This window comes from Ostreiculturibacter nitratireducens (genome assembly GCF_032670585.1).
In the GTDB taxonomy this organism is placed as follows: Bacteria; Pseudomonadota; Alphaproteobacteria; order Rhodobacterales; family Rhodobacteraceae; genus Ostreiculturibacter; species Ostreiculturibacter nitratireducens.
In genome coordinates this window covers 322,074-337,085 of sequence record NZ_JAVQHL010000003.1, presented here as the reverse complement: position 1 = coordinate 337,085, position 15,012 = coordinate 322,074, and the positions used below count along the sequence as shown (strand labels likewise).

General features: G+C 68.6%; 13 protein-coding genes. 2 read left to right on the top strand and 11 right to left on the bottom strand.

Annotated features, from left to right (window positions below; all coding sequences use genetic code 11):
* Positions 1–48: 48 nt before the first annotated feature.
* The 5 genes from ABCN56_RS15945 to ABCN56_RS15925 all read right to left on the bottom strand — a co-directional run bounded on the left by ABCN56_RS15945 (position 49) and on the right by ABCN56_RS15925 (position 7,416).
* Positions 49–2,394 carry a heavy metal translocating P-type ATPase gene (locus ABCN56_RS15945; RefSeq protein ID WP_343081813.1) on the bottom strand — a complete coding sequence of 782 codons (2,346 nt, stop codon included), beginning with the start codon at positions 2,392–2,394 and terminating at the stop codon, positions 49–51.
* A 43-nt stretch (positions 2,395–2,437) separates the two neighbouring features.
* Entirely contained in the window at positions 2,438–3,748 is a 1,311-nt protein-coding gene (locus ABCN56_RS15940; protein ID WP_343081812.1) for a hemolysin family protein, read from the bottom strand.
* 72 nt (positions 3,749–3,820) lie between these two features.
* Positions 3,821–5,542, bottom strand: coding sequence for a DNA polymerase/3'-5' exonuclease PolX (gene polX, locus ABCN56_RS15935; protein ID WP_343081811.1), 1,722 nt, complete (start codon positions 5,540–5,542; stop codon positions 3,821–3,823).
* Positions 5,543–5,552: 10 nt separating this feature from the next.
* Positions 5,553–6,680 carry a CapA family protein gene (locus ABCN56_RS15930; RefSeq protein WP_343081810.1) on the bottom strand — a complete coding sequence of 376 codons (1,128 nt, stop codon included), beginning with the start codon at positions 6,678–6,680 and terminating at the stop codon, positions 5,553–5,555.
* An 85-nt stretch (positions 6,681–6,765) separates the two neighbouring features.
* Positions 6,766–7,416, bottom strand: coding sequence for a dienelactone hydrolase family protein (locus ABCN56_RS15925; RefSeq protein WP_343081809.1), 651 nt, complete (start codon positions 7,414–7,416; stop codon positions 6,766–6,768).
* Between the two features lie 136 nt (positions 7,417–7,552).
* Between ABCN56_RS15925 and ABCN56_RS15920 the strand changes: the two genes are divergently transcribed.
* A complete protein-coding gene (locus tag ABCN56_RS15920; protein WP_343081808.1) occupies positions 7,553–8,605 on the top strand; it encodes a hypothetical protein in 1,053 nt (350 codons plus the stop codon).
* On the opposite strand, the gene ABCN56_RS15915 is transcribed toward ABCN56_RS15920, so the two are convergent.
* The 4 genes from ABCN56_RS15915 to ABCN56_RS15900 are packed head-to-tail and all read right to left on the bottom strand — an operon-like array spanning position 8,602 to position 12,018.
* Positions 8,602–9,585, bottom strand: coding sequence for a ribose-phosphate diphosphokinase (locus ABCN56_RS15915; protein ID WP_343081807.1), 984 nt, complete (start codon positions 9,583–9,585; stop codon positions 8,602–8,604). The two genes, ABCN56_RS15920 and ABCN56_RS15915, sit on opposite strands and share 4 nt — an antisense overlap.
* Positions 9,586–9,589: 4 nt before the next feature.
* On the bottom strand, positions 9,590–10,114 hold the full coding sequence (locus ABCN56_RS15910) for a YbhB/YbcL family Raf kinase inhibitor-like protein (RefSeq protein WP_343081806.1): 525 nt from the start codon (positions 10,112–10,114) through the stop codon (positions 9,590–9,592).
* A 29-nt stretch (positions 10,115–10,143) separates the two neighbouring features.
* Positions 10,144–11,574 carry an RtcB family protein gene (locus ABCN56_RS15905; RefSeq protein ID WP_343081805.1) on the bottom strand — a complete coding sequence of 477 codons (1,431 nt, stop codon included), beginning with the start codon at positions 11,572–11,574 and terminating at the stop codon, positions 10,144–10,146.
* 12 nt (positions 11,575–11,586) lie between these two features.
* Entirely contained in the window at positions 11,587–12,018 is a 432-nt protein-coding gene (locus tag ABCN56_RS15900) for an archease (protein WP_343081804.1), read from the bottom strand.
* 120 nt (positions 12,019–12,138) lie between these two features.
* On the opposite strand from ABCN56_RS15900, the gene ABCN56_RS15895 reads away from it, so the two are divergent.
* Positions 12,139–12,891, top strand: a complete 753-nt coding sequence (locus ABCN56_RS15895; protein WP_343081803.1) for a BON domain-containing protein — start codon at positions 12,139–12,141, stop codon at positions 12,889–12,891.
* A 9-nt stretch (positions 12,892–12,900) separates the two neighbouring features.
* Here the strand turns inward: ABCN56_RS15895 and ABCN56_RS15890 are convergent, their stop codons facing one another.
* Both ABCN56_RS15890 and ABCN56_RS15885 read right to left on the bottom strand, forming a co-directional pair.
* Positions 12,901–14,154 (bottom strand): ABC transporter permease, encoded by a 1,254-nt coding sequence (locus ABCN56_RS15890; protein WP_343081802.1) that lies wholly within the window; start codon positions 14,152–14,154, stop codon positions 12,901–12,903.
* Positions 14,151–14,957 carry a taurine ABC transporter ATP-binding protein gene (locus ABCN56_RS15885; protein ID WP_343081801.1) on the bottom strand — a complete coding sequence of 269 codons (807 nt, stop codon included), beginning with the start codon at positions 14,955–14,957 and terminating at the stop codon, positions 14,151–14,153. Before ABCN56_RS15885 ends, ABCN56_RS15890 begins: the two co-directional genes overlap by 4 nt.
* Positions 14,958–15,012: the final 55 nt, after the last annotated feature.

The window sequence follows — 15,012 nt, the reverse complement described above, 5'->3', positions numbered from 1 at the left end:
GCGTCGCGCTGGACGCACCGCCATGATCCATGTCAGGCCCTCTGGTCCTCACAGTTCCACCCGGCGCAGCCGGAGCGCGTTGGCGATGACCGAGACGGAAGACATGCTCATCGCCGTTGCCGCGATGATCGGGGAGAGGAGGAGGCCGGTCAACGGATAGAGGATCCCCGCGGCAATGGGCACGCCGGCCGCGTTGTAGACGAAGGCGAAGAACAGGTTCTGCCGGATGTTCCTGAGCGTCGCGCGGGCGAGCTTGCGGGCGCGCACCGCGCCGGTCAGGTCGCCGCCCGGAAGCGTGATGCCCGCGCTTTCCACCGCGACGTCCGCGCCGGTTCCCATCGCGATCCCGACCTCGGCCGCAGCGAGCGCGGGGGCATCGTTGACTCCGTCACCGGCCATCGCGACTTTCCGCCCCTGTTCCCGAAGCTCCTCGATCAGCGCCTTCTTGTCTTCCGGCAGGACGCCCGCGCGCACCTCGTCGATGCCGAGTTCGCGGGCCACCGCGCGTGCTGTCCGCTCGTTGTCGCCCGTGGCCATGATGACCCGGATGCCAAGCTCGTGCAGCGCCGCGATCGCCTTGGGCGTCGTGGGCTTCATCGGATCCGCGACGGCGACGATCCCGGCCAGTTCGCCGCCGATCGCCACGTGCATGACCGTCTTGCCGTTGTCGCGCAGAGCTTCCGCCTTCGCCTCCGCGGGCGTGGGATCGACGCCTACCTCCTGCATCATCGCAGCGTTGCCAAGCGCCACCTCGCGCCCTTCGACGGTGCCGCGCACGCCCTTGCCGGTAACGGCCTCGAATTCACCGGCCTTTCCGGCGGTCACGCCCCGCGCGGTCGCGCCCTCGACGATGGCCTCGGCGAGGGGGTGCTCCGATCCCTTCTCCAGCGTTGCCGCGACGGTCAGTATCTCTTCCTCCGCCGCTGCGCCGAGGCTGACGACGTCCGTAAGGCGCGGTCGCCCCTCGGTCAGCGTCCCGGTCTTGTCCACGATCAGGGTGTCGATCGCCGCCATGCGCTCCAGCGCCTCGGCGTCCTTGATCAGGACGCCGGCCTGCGCGCCGCGCCCCGCCGCCGTGGTGATCGATATCGGCGTGGCGAGCCCCAGCGCGCAGGGGCAGGCGATGATGAGGACCGAGACCGCCGCGGCAATGGCGAAGGCCAGAACGGGTTCGGGCCCAGCGATCAGCCAGGCGACGAAGGCGATGACCGCCACGGCGACCACCGTCGGCACGAAGATCGCCGAGACGCGGTCGGCGAGCCCCTGGATCGGCGCCCGCGACCGCCGGGCGCTCGCCACCATCTGGACGATCTGGCTCAGAACGGTATCGGCGCCCACGCGCTCTGCGTCTATCACCAGCGATCCCTGCTTGTTGATCGTCCCGCCCGTGACCTTGTCACCCTCTGCCTTCTCGACCGGAACGGGTTCCCCGGTGATCATGCTTTCGTCCACCGACGACCGGCCTTCGACCACGATGGCGTCCACCGGAACGGCGTCGCCCGGCCGCACCCTGAGCCTGTCGCCCGCCATGATGTTCTCGAGCGGCGCGTCATATTCCGTGCCGTCGGGCAGGATCCGCCGCGCCGTCTTGGGCGCGAGATCCATGAGCGCACGGATCGCGTCGCCGGTCCGGGCGCGGGCGCGAAGTTCCAGAACCTGGCCGAGGAAGACCAGCGCCACGATCACCGCCGCGGCCTCGAAATAGGTGCCGACCGCCTCGCCCATCCGGTATTCCTCCGGGAAGGCGCCCGGCAGGAACACGGCGAAGAGCGAGTAGACATAGGCCGCCCCCACGCCGAGCGAGATCAGCGTCCACATGTTGGGCGAGCGGTTGCGGATCGAGGCGATCCCGCGCGCGAAGAAGGGGAGCGCCGCCCAGAGAACGACGGGCGTCGCCAGAACGAACTCGACGTAGCCTGCGACCCGGTGGCCGATCCAGTCCTTCAGCGGCAGACCGACGTGATCGCCCATCGTCAGGATCACGAGGGGCGCCGCGCAGGCCGCGCTGATCCACATCCGCCGCGTGAAATCCCGAAGCTCGCCCTCCTCCTCCGTCGCCCCCGAGGGGACGACGGGTTCCAGCGCCATGCCGCAGATCGGGCAGTTGCCCGGCGCGTCGCGGATGATCTCGGGATGCATCGGGCAGGTGTAGGTCGTGCCCGGCGCCGCGGTGTCCTCGCGCTTTTCCGCCCGGCCGGAGGCGAAGAACCAGGGATCGGCGCGGAATGCCTCGCGGCATCTTTGCGAGCAGAAGTGGAAGGTTTCGCCGCCGAAGCTTTCGGCGAGCGTTTCGGGCGTGACCCGCACCGTCATGCCGCAGACGGGGTCCTTCGCCGTATCGCTGCCTTCCGGGATCGGTTCACCTTCCGGCATCGTATCGTGCGTCTGGCTCATTCCGGCCTCCTTTCAGCCCCGCGGCGCGGGACGGAGCGCCACGTCAGTCCTTCTTTTCAGCCTCCTCCGACGCGACGAACTTCTGGAGGAACAGCTTGTCGATCCGCCGCTCGTCCATGTCGAGCACCTCGAACCGCCAGCCCGCGATCGTCACCGCCTCGCCCTCGGCCGGGAGCCGCCCCATCCGGTCGATCACGAGCCCCGCCGCCGACTGGATGTCGGCGCTGGCCTTCGGTTCGATCCCGAACTCGCTGCGAAGCTCGTCCACCGGCGTCCGCCCCTCGACGATGAAGCCTTCGCCATGTGGCCGGATCAGCGTCGCGGCGGGTTCGAGGTCCTCCGCCAGTTCCCCGGTGATCGCCTCCAGGATGTCGGTCGGCGTCACGATCCCCTGAAGCCCGCCGTGTTCGTCGATCACCAGCGCGAGGTGCACCGGGCTTTTCCGGAACGCCTCCAGCGCGGCCACGATGTTCGCCGTGTCCGGCAGGATCGCCGCCGGCCGCACGAGCGCCGCGAAGTCCGGCGTCTCGCCCGTCAGCATCCGTGCCGCGATGTCGCGCGCCCGGATCACGCCCTCCGCCCGGTCGACCGTTCCCCGCGACGCGACGACCAGCGAATGCCCCGATGCCGCGATGGCGTCCGCAGCCTCCGCCTCCGGTTGGTCCAGATCGACCCATTTCACGTCGATGCGCGGCGTCATGATCGTCTGGACCGACCGGTCGGCCAGGCGGATCACCCGCTGCACCATCGCCTGCTCCGCCGGGTCGATCGCCTGGGCGCGCGTCGCCTCGGCCAGAAGGTGACGCAGGTCCGCCTCCGTCGCCCGGTGGCTCGCCGTCTCGGGCACGCGGAGCAGTCGCAGGATCGCCGCGCTGGACCCTGTCAGGATCGCCACGAAGGGCCTCAGTATCACTGCGACGGCGGCCAGCGGCGGGGCCAGGGCCGCCGCGATCGCCTCGGGGTTCGCCAGCGCGATGCGCTTCGGAACGAGTTCCCCAAGTATCACGGACACGAATGTAATCCCGAGAACCGTGAGGGCAAAGGCCACCGTCGTTCCGTGCGGCGCAATCCATGCGACCGCATCGAGCCGCGCCCCGAACCGGTCCGCGATCGTCGCGCCCGAGAAGGCCGAGGCGATGACGCCCACCAGCGTGATCCCGACCTGGACCGACGACAGGAATCGCCCCGGATCGCCCATCAGGCGCAACGCGGCCTCCGCGCCGCGCGATCCCCTTCGGGCCAACTCCTTCAGGCGGCTTTCCGACGCGGCGACGACCGCCATTTCGGCCATGGCGAAGAAGCCGTTGAAGAGGATCAGCGCCAGGACGATCAGGAGTATCAGGGCTGTGGACATGGGCCTCCCCGGCCGCTTGAAAACACGCAGACATTCAGCGCCCGGCCCCGGCGCGAAGTCAAGGAAACCGGCTCATCGCTTCCGCAGAAGCCCGAGCATCGCGTCGAGCCCGCGCGTGTTCAGCACGTCCTCGCGCGTCAGCCACCCCCGCCGCGCCTGCGCGACGCCATAGGACATGTAGTCGAGCCCACCCGTGGAATGCGCATCCGTCGAGATCGCGATCTGCGCGCCCATGTCCCGTGCGATCCGCGCCTCCAGGTCGTCGAGGTCAAGCCGCATCGGGTGGGCGTTGATTTCGAGCGCGACGCCCCGTTCCGTCGCCGCCTCGAAGACCTTCTCGAGATTCACGGAATAGGCCCCTCGTTCCCCGATCAGCCGCCCCGTCGGGTGGGCGAGGATGCCCACATGCGGGTTGTCGAGGGCCTTCAGGATGCGCGCGGTCTGCTTTTCCTCCGGCAGGGTGAACTGCGAATGCACCGCCGCGACGACGAGGTCCAGCCGCGCGAGCACCTTGTCGGGGTAGTCGAGGCTTCCGTCCTCGAGGACGTCCACTTCGCTCGCTTTCAGCAGCCTTATGCCCTTCAGCCTATCGTTCACCGCGTCGATTGCGTCGAGATGCTCCGCCAGCCGCTCGACGCTGAGCCCGTTGGCGATGCGCTGGCTTGGGGAATGGTCCGCGATCGCCAGGTATTCGTAACCCAGGGCCTTCGCCGCCTCGGCCATTTCCTCGATCGTCGCGGTTCCGTCGGACGCTGTCGTGTGAACGTGAAGGTCGCCCTTCATGTCCTCGAGCGAGACGAGATCGGGTAGCTTGCCACGTTCCGCCGCCGCCAGCTCGCCCCGGTCCTCGCGCAGCTCCGGCACGATCCAAGGCAGCCCCAGCGCCTTGTAGACCTCCTCCTCGGTCTTTCCCGCGACGCGCTTCTTGCCGCGGAAGAGTCCGTATTCGTTCAGCTTCAGTCCCTTCGCCTGCGCCCTGCGGCGAAGGACGATGTTGTGCGCCTTCGACCCCGTGAAATACATCAGTGCCGCGCCATAGCTTTCCTCGCGCACGACCCGGATATCGACCTGAAGCCCCGACCGCAGAAGCACCGTGGCCCGCGTCGGACCCTGTGACGCGACGCGCGCGATCTCGTCGTAGTCCAGTGCGGCCTTCGTGACCTTCGCGCCCTTCTTCGCGGTCACGAGGATGTCCAGATCGCCCACCGTTTCCTTCCGCCGCCGGTAGCTTCCCGCGACGAGGGCCTCCTTCACGCCTTCGATGCCCCGGATGAAGTCGAGGATGCTTTCCGCGAATTCCTCCGCCCGGTCGATGCGGAACCGCCGCTCGGTGATCCGGCCCTCCTCGATCTCCCTGAGGATCCGCGCCTGGAGCTTTTCACCGAAGCCCGGCACGTCCGCGATCCGTCCGTCCTCCGCGGCCTTCCTGAGGTCGTCCATCGACGCGACGCCCAGCGCCTCCATCAGCGCCCGGGCGCGTTTTGGCCCCACCCCCGGAACCCCGGTGATCTGCGCCACGGCCTCGGGTACCTCGCCTCTGAGATCGTCGAGGAGCTTCAGCCGCCCCGTCTCCACGATCTCGGCGATCTTGCCGGCAAGGTCGTGGCCGATATCGGGAAGTCTGGACAGGTCCTCCCCCGAAGCCACCATCACCGCGAGGTCGGAGGAAAGCTCCTCCACCGTCCGCGCGGCGTTTCGGTAGGCCCGCACCCGGAACGGGTTCGCCCCCTCGATCGCCAGAAGATCCGCCACCTGCCGGAAGATCGCCGCGACCTCGCTGTTGTGGACAGGCATCGCTTTCCCCTCAGCGCATCGGGGCCGCGCCGCCGGGAAGCGGTGCAAGCCGCAGGGCGCCTTCGCCCGTCAGCGAAACCAGCATCCCCGGCGCGACGGTCTCCCGCCGCACCAGCGCCTCGAGCCAGTCGCGGTCCCTGCCCTCGGCGCGCTCCAGCCGGAAGGCCCGGCGACGGTAGGGCAGCATGTCGAGCGTCCTGAGCCGCCCCTCCGCCCCGAATTCAGCCACGTAGCCGAGGCCGAGTTCGCCCCGGTATTCCTCGTAACCGCCGATCCCCTCGTAGTCGTTGATGAGGTCCCCGCAGCCGTAGAGCACGAGCTTGCCGTCGATTACCTCGATCCGCTTCGGGTGGTGCGAGGAATGACCGACTATGGCATCCGCGAGCCCCTCCGTGATCAGCGCCTTCGCCAGTTCCTGCTGTTCCGTCGCGACTTCGTAGCCCCAGTTCGGGCCCCAGTGCACGGTGTAGAGCACGAAATCCCCCGGCCGGCGCACCGGCTCCAGCGCCGCGCGCACGGCCGCGACCGCGTCCGGCACCGCGCGCGGCAGGAGGTTGACCCCCGGCCGGTCCGCCGCCGCGGCCCAGTTTGCCGGAACGCCACTCGACTTCGCCCCGTAGGCCAGGACGATCACCCTCCCGCGACCGGCGGCGTCGAGGACGAGGGGCGCTTCCGCCTGCGTGGCATTCCGCCCCGCGCCGGCGAGCCCGATCCCGGCACCGTCCAGGACGTCCAGCGTCTCCCGCAGGCCGCCGATTCCCCAGTCCAGAACGTGGTTGTTGGCCAGCGTGCAGGCGTCGATCTTCGCCGCGCCCAGAATGCCCACATTCCCCGGATGCATCCGGTAGTTGATCCCCTTGGGCTCCGCCCGGCCAGAGGTCGTCACGGCGGTCTCGAGGTTGATGATCCGCAAGTCCGGCTCCAGCGCGGCCAGGTCTTCAAGCAGGTGGCCCCAAATGTAATCCGGCGCGACATCGCGCGGGATCGGTCCGCAGAGCCGCTCGGCCAGCGTCACGTAATCCTCCGCCGACTGAACGTATCCCTCGTGGAGAACCGGGTCCGACCGGTGCGGCAGGATCTGGTCGATGCCGCGCCCGGTCATCACGTCGCCCGCGAGGAACAGCCTGAGCCCCCTCATCTCGCCCGTGCTCCCCGATGCGACCCGAACCAAGTTTCGCGATCCTCCATCATGCCCCCGATGCCTCGCCGCCGGTGGCGGCGGTTCACGTCCGCAGATGCGTCCCGAACCACTCCGCCGCCCGTTCCACGACCGTCTCGAGCGCCCCCTTCTCCTCGAAGAGATGCGTCGCCCCCGGCACGATATCGAGCCGCGCCTCGGAAGTGAGCGCGGCATAGGCCGCCTCGTTGAGTTCGATCACCCCGTGGTCCGCGCCGCCCACGATCAGCAGCGTCGCGGCCCGCACGCGCGGCAGCGCCTCCGCCGCGAGGTCCGGCCTGCCGCCCCGCGAGACCACGGCGGCAACGACGTCCGGCCGGTCCGCCGCCGCGACCAGAGCGGCCGCCGCGCCCGTGCTTGCCCCGAAAAGCCCGACGGCAAGGTCCTGAACCGCAGGCTCCGCGTCCGCCCAGGCCAGCGCGTGGCCGACCCGGGACCCCAGAAGCGGGATGTCGAAGACATTCGCGCGGTCCATCGCCTCGGCTTCGGTCAGAAGGTCGAAGAGAAGCGTCGCGAACCCCGCGCGCCGAAGTTCACCCGCGACGAAGCGGTTGCGCGGACTCATGCGACTGGACCCGCTGCCATGCGCGAAGATGACCAGTCCCTTTGGGTTTTCCGGCATTATCAGTTCGCCCGGCAATGCGATGTTCGCTTCGGGCACCGGAACGACGACGGGTCTGGCGGTTTCGTTCTCCATCCACGTAGTCTAGCCCACTTGCGCGCCGCCACCTTGACCACGGTCAAGGTCAGCGGCTCCGCCGCACTTGACCCCTGTCAATGACGCCTGGGTCTGCCCCGTGTTCTCCTGACCCCGAAACGCGAAACCCGGACCCATGCAGGCAGCGCCCCCATCCCCGCCCGGAACCGAGCCCGACCTTGCCGACAAGGTCCGCTTTCTCTCCGATCCGCGGAGCTATCGGCACGCGCCCGAAACGGTGGAGATCCGCGAAACCCACATGTCGATGGTCTTTCTTGCCGGGTCGCTCGTCTACAAGCTCAAGAAGCCCGTCAGCTACGCGGTGCTCGATTATTCGACCGTCGAACTCCGCCACGAGGCCGTCGAGGAAGAGGTGCTCCTGAACCGGCGTCTTTCGCCCGAAGTCTATCTCTCCGCCCTGCCGCTTCGCCTCGATGACGGGAGGCTGAGCCTTGGGCCGAGGGGCCGGATCGTAGACTGGCTGGTCGAGATGCGCCGCCTGCCAGACAGCGAAACGCTTTCCGCCCGCCTCGCCGCCGGGACGGTCGCGCGAGAGGACATCCGCCGCGTCGTCGACCGGCTCGCGGAGTTCTACCGACCGCTGCCACCCGCAGCCCTGACCGCCGAGGACTACCTTGCCCGCTACGAGACGGAGCACCGCAAGACCGCCGAGGTCCTGTCCGACCCGCAACTGGGTTTCGATGGGGCCCGCGTCGGCTCCGCGCTGACGGATTTCGAGAAAGCGCTGGAATCCGTCCGCCCGCTGCTCGCACGGCGCATCCGCGAGGGCCGCGTCGTCGAGGGACATGGCGATCTTCGCCCCGAACACGTGTTTCTCTGCGAACACCCGCTCATCATCGATTGCCTCGAATTCTCTCTGGACCTGCGTTCCGTCGATCCCTTCGACGAGATCACCTTCCTCGGGTTCGAATGCGCCCAGGCAGGGGCGGACTGGGTCTTTCCGGCGCTCCGTCAGGACCTTTCGAATGCGCTCTCGGACGACCCGCCGGCGCCGGTCCTGGCCTTCTACTGGCGCTACCGGGCCTTGTTGCGCGCGCGCCTCGCGCTCCTCCATCTCTATGAACCCGTGGTCCGCACGCCCTGGAAGTGGCGCCCCCTCGCCGCAAGCTGCCTCGACCTCGCGGCCGAGGCGGACGCGCGCGTGGCGACGTGGCAGGGCGGCGCCTAACCGCCGGCGGCCGGCAAGTCGGTAACGTCGCGTTCCTCGTAAAGCCGCGCGATCGCCGCCGCGATCAGTGGGGCGGCGCTGACGATCTCCACCCGTTTCCTCGCCTCCAGCCCTTCCAGTCGGAAGGGCGGCACCGTGTCCGTGACGATCCATCCCGCGATGGCGGGATCGCCCAGTGCATCTTCCGCGCCCTCGGTGAAAAGACCGTGCGCGGCCAGGGCCCAGACATCCCGTGCACCGGCGGCGTGCAGCGCCTCGGCCGCGCGCACCATCGTGCCGCCGGAGGCGATCATGTCGTCGACCACGAGGACCCGCGCGCCCTTTACGTCCCCCGCGAGGAGGCTCCCGGAGACGACGCCCCTGCTTCGCCGCTTCTCCATCAGCGCGAAGCCCACCGGCCGGCCGATCCGCGCCTCCAGCGCCTCGCGAAACAACTGCGCGCGCTTCACCCCGCCCGGATCGGGTGAGGCCACCGCGACCGGCTCCTTCCCGGCAAGCCCGCCGGCGCGGTCGATGAGAACGCCCCGCGTGTCGAGTGCAAGCGCCTCGCAGCGGAAGGCGTTCTGGAAGGCGACGACGTTGTGGGACTCGAGCGTGACCACGCGAGCCACCCCCATCGCCTCGAAAAGCTCCGCAATGTAGCGCGCGGTCAGCGGGTCGCGCGGCTTCGTCTGCCGGTCCTTCCGCGCATAGGCCATGTAGGGCACGACCGCTGTCACCCGCGCGGCGCCGTTGGTCCGAAGCGTCCCGACCAGGAACAGGAGCCGGCAGAGCTTGTCGTTCGGGCTTTCCTCCGGCCCGCCGTGCAGGCTCTGGATCACGTAGACATCCGCGCCCCGGACGTTCTCGAGCGGACGCGCCTTGTGCTCGCCGTCCTCGAAGCTCCGTTCCTCGAGCGGCGTGAGCGCTTGGCCGAGAGCCTTCGCCACCGCCTCGCCGAAGCTCCGCGTGGCTTCCGGCGCGATCAGGACCCGCCGCATCGCGTCAGCGCTCGTAGAGCGCGGTGAGTTCGGCCGTCGCGATCGCCAGTGCCTGCGCCTTCTCGGCGACCTCGGCGCAGCTCGCCGAACCGTCCGGCAGATCCAGGCGCCCGCTCAGCGCCATCAGGCGGAACTGGTAGCGGTGCGGGCCGTGGCCCCGGGGAGGGCAGGGGCCGCCGTAGCCGACCTTCCTGAAATCGTTCCGCGCCTGCGGGAATCCCGCCGACTGCGCCGCGCCTTCCGCGAGCCCCGCCTGGTCCGCGGGCATGTCGTAGATCGCCCAGTGGCGGAACAGGCCCACGGGTGCGTCCGGGTCTTCGCAGGTCAGCGCAAGCGCCACCGCATTGTCCGGCACGCCGGACCATTCAAGCGGGGGCGAAATGTCAGCGCCCTCGCAGGTGAATTTCCTGGGAACAGGATCGCCCTCCGCGAAGGCCGGGGATCGAAGCTCCATCGCCATGGCCACCTCCTTTGCGTAATGCACTCCATAGCGCCCCCGGCCGCGCCCTTCGTCCATGACACGGATCAACACGCGTCCTCCTTCGTCGCCGCGCTGCTTCAGCCCTTGATGCAGATGATCGGTTTCAGCCGCGCCACCCTGCGGGCGAGGCCCGCCTTTTCGGCCACCTCGACGACGCGTTCGACGCTCTTGTAGGCGCCCGGCGCCTCCTCGGCGATGCCGCGCTTCGAGGGGCTCTTGATGATGATGCCCCGCTCGGCAAGCTCCTGCTGCACCCCCGCCCCGGTCCAGGTCTTCGCCGCCTGGTGGCGGCTCATCGCGCGGCCCGCGCCGTGACAGGCGGAGGAAAGAGCCACCTCCTCCGAGCGCGCATCGCCTGCCAGCACCCAGGACTCCGTCCCCATCGAGCCGCCGATCAGCACCGGCTGACCGGCCACGTTCAGAGGCGGCGGCATGTCACCCATGCCCGGCCCGTAGGCCCGCGTGGCGCCCTTGCGGTGCACGAACAGCCGCCGCGACACGCCGTCGATCTCGTGGGTCTCCTCCTTGCAGGTGTTGTGGGACACGTCATAGAGCAACGGCGTCTCCACGCCGGGGAAGAACTGTTCGAACACGCCCCGCGCGATATGCGTCAGGATCTGCCGGTTCGCGAAGGCGCAGTTGATCCCCGCCCGCATCACGCCGAGATAGCGCTGGCCGAGTTCCGAGTTGACCGGCGCGCAGGCCAGTTCCCGGTCCGGCAGCTCGATCCCGTGGGCAGGCGCCTTCTGCGCCATCTCCTTCAGATATTCCGTCCCGATCTGGTGACCGAGCCCGCGCGAGCCGCAATGGATCATCGCCACCGCCTGCCCGGGCCAGAGCCCATAGGCTTCGGCCGCGGCCTCGTCGAAGATCGCGTCCACCTCCTGTACCTCGAGGTAGTGGTTGCCAGAACCGAGTGTCCCCATCTCGTTCCGCTGCCGCTTCTTCGCCTTGTCCGAGACGATGTCGGGCGTCGCGCCCTTCATCTTTCCCATCTCCTCGCAGCGCAGAAGGTCCTCCCGCGTGCCGAAGCCGCGCGCGACGGCCCATGCCGCCCCGCCTTCCAGCATCGCCGTCATCTCGTCGTCGTCGAGGTGGATCTTGCCGTGGCTTCCCACGCCGGCCGGAATGGATCGCGACATCTCGTGCGCGAACTCCTCCTGCTTCGCGCGCAGCTCCCGCGCCGTCAGGCTCGTCGCGAGGAGCCGAACGCCGCAGGAGATGTCGAAGCCCACGCCGCCGGCCGAGACGACGCCACCCGCCTCCGGGTCGAAGGCGGCGACGCCGCCGATCGGGAAGCCGTAGCCCCAATGCGCGTCCGGCATCGCGTAGGCCGCGCGCACGATCCCGGGCAGGCAGGCGACGTTGCGGATCTGCTCGCCCACCTTCTCGTCCATGTCGCGCATCAGCTCCTCGTCGGCGAGGATATGAGCCGGCACCAGCATCCTTCCCGTCTTCGGCATCTGCCAGACATAGGGTCCGATCCGCTCGAACTGGGTGAGGTCCATGATCCTTCTCCCTCAGACATCCACGACGCATTGGGCGACCCAGCGCCCGTCAACGCCCTGCGCCACGCGAAGCTCGGTCAGCGTCGCCCCCTTCGGTTCGACAGAGGGTTCATGGCGCGTCACGTCCACCGGTTCCCCCCGCATCTCGCCGCGAAGGCCGTTTCCGGTGATCTCGACGGTGAATCCGGAGAAGAGCGCTCCCCGCGTCGCCATTTCGAAGATCACCGCGTTGAGCCAGTCGAGAAGCAGGTAGTCCGGGTCCGAGCCTTCGCAGGTCACGGTCACGCCCTCTCGCTGCTCGACCAGATCGAGTGGCACGATGATCGAGGTCAGCGCGCGGGCCGCGTTCTCGAACGCCTCGGCCAGCGTGTCACCGTAGCCGCGCACGCCGACATCCCCCTCGTGGGGGAAATGATCCCATCCCGTCGCCTGGGTCTCGGCCATGGCAGCCCCTCCGCACCTCGGCAATCTAGCCGGTCGAGCGCCCTCAGGCATTGAGCGAAGTCAATGCGGGCGCGGCGCGGCGGGCCTACCTTGGCGCGGTGCAGCCGGGGGAGGTGAGCCATGACCGCGACCGAGAAGGAGATCGAAGACCGCGTCCGCGCCGCAATGAGAAGCGACAGGCGCCTTGGCGCGGGCTTCCGGCTTGCCCGGATCGAGCAGGCCGCCGACGGTACGCTGACGCTGGAGGGGGAGGTCGACAACGTCGCCCAGAAGAAGATCGCGCTGGAACGCGCCGCCGCCGTCGACGGTGTCGCGGCAATCGCCGACCGCATCAGCGTCACGCCTGCTTCCACGATGGGCGACCGTGAGATCCGCGCCCGGCTTCGCGACTATTTCATCCAGGAGCCGGCATTTTCCGACTACGCTGTCCGGCAGCTGCGGATCGACGAGGCGATCCCGGCCAAGGAGGATTACGAGCTTCTCGGCGGCGATCCGGCGACCGCCCGGGCGCAGATCGACATCGAGGTGCGGAACGGCATCGTGACGCTCAGCGGCCGGGTTCCCGGGCTCGCCTCGAAACGCCTCGCGGGTGTCATGGCCTGGTGGGTCCCGGGCGCGCGCGACGTCATCAACGGCCTGGCCGTCGAGCCGCCCGAGGACGATGCCCCGATCCGTATCGAGGAGGCCGTGCGGCTCGTCCTCGACCGCGACCCCCTGGTCGACGACACCCAGATCCGCGTGGGCGTCCGCCACCGCACGGTCCGCCTCACCGGGGCTGTCCCGAGCGAGGCGATCCGCGGGATGGCGGAACGAGATGCCTGGTGCGTCTTCGGCGTGGACGACGTCGTCAACGAGATCGTCGTCGCCATATAGGCCGCGGGATCAGCCGCGGCCCTTCCATGGCACCAGCACCCGCTCGGCCATGCGCATCAGGATGTCGATGCCGTAGCCGATGATGCCGATGAGGATGATCCCCATGACGACGATGTCGGTCAGCTGGAACTTCGAGGCCGCGATGATCATCATCCCCGCGCCCTTTTCCGCCGCAACGAGTTCGGCGGCGACGACGGTGCCCCAGCAAACGCCCATCGCCACCCGCGCGCCCGTGAAGATCTCGGGCAGCGAGTTGGGGATGATGACGTGCCGCATGATCTGCGACTTCGAGGCGCCCAGCGAATAGGCCGCGTGGATCTTCGAAATCCTCACGCCCGACACGCCGGCCCGCGCCGCGATCGTCATGATCCAGAGCGCGGCGAGGAACAACAGGACGATCTTGCCCGTCTCCCAGATGCCGAACCAGATGATGACCAGAGGGATCAGGGCGAGCGGCGGCACCGGCCGCATGAACTCGACGATCGGGTCGAACCACCCGCGGAACCAGTTGGACAGGCCCATCGCGTAGCCAAGCGGAATCCCGACGATCGAGCCGAGCGCGAACCCTGCCAGAACCCGCAGGAGCGACGATCCGAGATGCTCCCACAGAGAGGTGTTCTGATAGCCGTTGGTGGCGATCTCCACGACGCGCGCGGCAACGGCCTCGGGCGCGGGCAGCCAGATCGGCTCCATCTGCCAGCCCTTGCGAGGCTCGAAGTTCAGCGACCCTTTCGCGGTGAGCGTCACGCTTCCGTTCGCGACGGAAACCGTCTGCTCCGGCTGCACGGGATTGCCGTCGATGGCGACGATCCGCGTCTCGCCCTCGTCATTGTTCGACGGGCGAAGAAGGACGCTCCGCCAGGCCTGCACCGTGCCCGCATCGTCCTTGGCGAAACCGTCGCCCGGCGCGACCTCCGGTGCGGCGGGCCGTTCGCCCGTCTCGTGCACGGCGACGACGACCCGCGCGGTGTCCTGCGCGCCCGTGGCGTCCTCGGCGGTGTAGGTGAATTCCGTCTGGCCCGTGAAAGGCCCCGGCACATGCAGCGGCACGAACTTCGAGCCGGTGAAGGCGCCCCAGATCAGGAAGATCGTCAGGATCGAGATGACCGAGGCGACCCGGTCGGGGCTGATCGCGCTTTCATCGCCGAAGGTGACGGTCTTCAGCGAGGTGAAATCGTGCCTCGCCGCCCGCGAGTGGCGGAGGAATTTCACGATCAGATAGGAAATGACGAAGAGCGCGACGTAGAAGACGAGGACGGTCATTCCGCAGCCTCCTTACGGCCCATGATCTCTTCCTCCATGCCCCAGATCATCTCGAGTATCTCGTCGCGCGTTTCGGCGAAGCCTTCGGACTTCTTGACCTTGCGCAGGTCCTGCCCCACGCCCCGGTCGGCGAAGGGCAGTCGGTATTCGCGGAAGATCCGTCCCGGCCTCGGCGCCATCACGAGGAGCCTTTCGCCCAAAAGCAGCGCCTCCTCGACCGAGTGCGTTATCAGGATCACGGTCTTGCCGGTTTCCTTCCAGAGCTTCAGCACGAGCCCCTGCATCTTTTCCCGCGTCAGCGCGTCCAGGGCACCCAGGGGTTCGTCCATCAGGACGACATCGGGGTCGTTCGCCAGGCAGCGGGCCAGCGCCACGCGCTGCTGCATGCCGCCGGAAAGCTCATAGACCGCCTTGTCGCCGAAATCGTGCAGGCCCACGGTTTCCAGAAGGTGATCCGTGATCTTCTGCCGTTCCGCCTTCGGCATCCCTTTCATGCGGGGGCCGAAGTCCACGTTGTGGCGCACGCTCATCCATTCGAAGAGCGCGCCCTGCTGGAACACCATCCCCCTCTCGGCTCCCGGCCCGTTCACCGGCTTGCCGCCGAGAAGCACGCGTCCCTCAGTGGGCGCGAGGAACCCCGCGAGTATGTTGAGCAAGGTCGTCTTGCCACAGCCCGAAGGGCCGAGCACGGATAGAAGCTCCCCCTCCTTCAGTTCCAGTGACACGTTCTTCAGCGCTTGCACCGAACTTCCGTTCGGCAGGTCGAAGCGCATCGATATGTTGTCGATGATCAGGCCGGACACGGCACTCCCTTCCCTGGGCAGAAATGCAAAGGCGGCCCGGGCGTGCCCGGACCGC